Annotated in this window: 3 protein-coding genes; 2 read left to right on the top strand and 1 reads right to left on the bottom strand. The window is 66.2% G+C overall.

All coding sequences use genetic code 11. The annotated features are described in order from the left end of the window. Together PV350_RS45955 and PV350_RS45950 are read left to right on the top strand one after the other, a co-directional pair. Window positions 1-254 (top strand): helix-turn-helix domain-containing protein (locus PV350_RS45955; protein WP_500339230.1); only part of this gene is annotated, 254 nt, incomplete at its 5' end. After that, the gene (locus PV350_RS45950) at window positions 208-399 is read left to right on the top strand and encodes a DUF397 domain-containing protein (RefSeq protein WP_500339231.1); all 192 of its coding nucleotides are present in this window, start codon (window positions 208-210) and stop codon (window positions 397-399) included. The genes PV350_RS45955 and PV350_RS45950, both read left to right, overlap by 47 nt. Before the next feature lie 51 nt (window positions 400-450). On the opposite strand, the gene pglX is transcribed toward PV350_RS45950, so the two are convergent. Beyond that, a partial coding sequence (gene pglX, locus PV350_RS45945; RefSeq protein WP_500339229.1) for a BREX-2 system adenine-specific DNA-methyltransferase PglX occupies window positions 451-2,829 on the bottom strand: 2,379 nt, incomplete at its 5' end.

The following is a 2,829-nucleotide window of genomic DNA, read 5'->3' as shown; positions in this document are numbered from 1 at the left end:
GCGGGGGTACGGGGGGAGGCGCTGGTACGGGCGGCTCCAACGGCGAGCGCTACCTGTCCGACAGCCTCAAGACCTTCGGGGCCGTACTGAAGGCTTTGCGGGAGGAAGTCCGGCTCACCCAGGAGGAGTTCGCGCAGCGGGTCCAGTACTCCGCGCACTACCTCGCCAAGATCGAGCAGGGCAAGCGGTTCCCTCCGGGGGACCTACCTGAGCGGGCCGAGCCAGCGCTGGGCGCTCAGTTACAGCGGCAGTGAGGGCGACAACTGTGTCGAGGTTGCCATCGCGCCCGGGGCTGTGCACGTACGGGACTCCAAGGACACCCGGATCCAGCCCCCCCTGCTCGTGTCCCCCGCGGCCTGGTCGGCGTTCACCACGCACGCTTCCCACCACGATCGCTGAACACCCTGCCGACGGAGGGGGAGAGCGCAAAGCCGCTCTCCCCCTCCGTCTCTACTCGCCGTCCGGCTCGGATTGTTCGGGCGTCTCCTTGCGCTGCGCAGGCTTCCGGCCACGGGGCTTGCGTACTGGACGCCAGTCCCTCATCTGCGCCTCGCTGACCCCGTGGGTGCGCAAGTAGCGCTGGAACTCCGCCTCCAGGTCCTCGGCCGGTGAGCCCTCCCACTCGTCGTCGTACGCGCTGTACCACTGGCGCACCCACGGCATGACCTCGTGCAGCCCTGCGAGCAGCGGGACGAGTCGTTCCGCGCCCCAGGCGTCGCTCCTGACCCGCGTGTCGATGAGTTGGGTGAGGGCTAGCGCCTGGTCCTTGTGGTCCCAGCCGGCCCAGCCGAGCATCAGCGTGGAGTCGCTGTCCGGTCCCGCCTCCGGGTAGGAGATGAACCGTTCCTTGGACACGTCGAGCTTGCCGCGATGGGACCAGTAGGACGGCCGCAGGAAGTCCGAGGACTTGTACTTCGTGGGCAGGTCGATGTCGAGCCGCGCGCCCGTACGGTCCTCCTCGCGCTGCTTCTCCCAGACCTTCTCCCACTCATGGCGGGTGCGCAGTCCGGAGTCCTTGTAGCGCATGGCGGCGAGGTAAGGGACATGCTCGTCGGCGATGATCTCGTTTAGGATCTGCGCGAGGGGAAGGTCCGGTTTCTTCAAGTGGTCGGCTGCGTAGAACGCGGCAACGGCCGTGAAGTCGGAGTCGGAACGGAGCTGGTCGGCGAGGTTGTTGACGGTCAGGGTACGAGGTCGGCGCAATCCCTCACGTACCTCGAACCACAAGTCCTCGTCCTCGCAGCGGTCCAGCAGCCAGGTGCGAAGCGCGGTGCGTTCCTTTTTCGCCCAGGAGTCGGCGGCCCAGCGGCGCTTGCACTCGGGGCGCTCCATGAGAGCGATGTCCCTGCGGCTAGTGATGATGAGGTCTATGCGGGCCTGGACGATCTCGCGGTACCAGTCCGGCCAGCGGGTGGGGATCTCGGTGACAGGCTCCGAGCCGTGGCGCGTGAACCAGGCGGTCTCCACATCCCCTGCTTCGGCCTTCCGCGCGAGGACGATCTCGAAGGCGCGCTCGCCGAGTTTGACCTCTGGGATGGTCTCGGGGTCGGGCGATGGGGTCACGGTCCGGGCGACCTCACGGTCGGTGAGCAGCCCATAGAGACCGTAGACCTGCCAGTCCAGCTCCTCTTGCAGGGCGATCATCCGGTGGCGAATCTCGGCCTGCTCGGCTTTCGCCACATCGAGCACTTGTCGTTGCGGCACGCTCTTGGCGCACACCGCCGACGGCTCCAGCTTGGCGAGCTTCTGTGCCTTGGCATCGAGGACGCGACCGAAGTGGAGCGGGAGCTTGGCCGGGAGGGGAAACTCTTGCAGCTTCGTTCCGGTGAACTCGTAGCGCTCCTCCCACTCCTCGTCCTGAAGCCCCCGGCCGAGACCACTGCCGCCCTTGCCCTGGCTGACCTGCTTCAGCCAGAAACAAGCCGTCGAAGAATTGAGCACCCCCAACAACTCCAGGTGCCTATCCTCTCCGGCCTCCTCGGGCAGATGAATGATCGGCGCGTGCCTGTTGAAGACTTGGCCGCCTCGCCCCAGAACGAAGTGGTTATGCGTTGCTACGCAAGCGAAGGCAAGGTTCATTCCACCGTAGCGGTGGTTGAAGAACATGGAGTACTCGAACCACTGGAGTCCCCGCTCAAGCTGCGTCTTCCCGTAAGCAACTCGATCGCGAAGGAGCACGCGGTTGGGCCACGTGAGGCGCAGCACCGCTGGGTCGGCCACCGACCGTTCCGGGTGCCTCTCGTCGTAGGGCCACAGCACCTCGGTCGGATCCACGATCCGCCAGTCCCTTGACGACTCCCCGTCCACCATAGGGCGTCGCAGCCTCGTGGGGATGTGTGCGCGTCGCAACGCCCCCTTGCCCAGTAGGTAAACGTCATCGGCTCGAGTCACCGCACCGAATCCGATGGCTGACGTGACAGCCCCGAGCGTTCGTGCTGCATGCGCTTCAATGAACTGCTGAACTGCTCCTGCGCCACCTCCACTCAGCGACCAAGGATGCCCAGCGAATACCGCCGCCACCGCATCCTCCACCGAAACCCACTCCGACTCGCTCCCCGGCTTGGCCACCTGCTCCACGATCGCCCGCCACACGGCCCCCTGTGACGCGTCCTCGGGTTGCGCGGGCTCGCCGCGCACGCCGAGCACCGCACGCAGCGTCCGCTCCGGGCTGGGAATGCGGTTGCGCCCGGCCATGATTACCGTCGGCGTACCGTGCCCCGGGATGAAGGCCCCCGAGGTGTCGATGACATGTGACAACTCAACCCGGTTCCGGAAAACGACCTCGATCAGCTTCTTTCCGAACTCCCGCTTCATGAAGGAGTTCGCCGT

Source organism: Streptomyces sp. PA03-6a (genome assembly GCF_033792765.1).
Classification (GTDB): domain Bacteria; phylum Actinomycetota; class Actinomycetes; order Streptomycetales; family Streptomycetaceae; genus Actinacidiphila.
The sequence above is the reverse complement of the archived record's forward strand: the minus strand, read 5'-3'. Positions and strand labels throughout refer to the sequence as shown.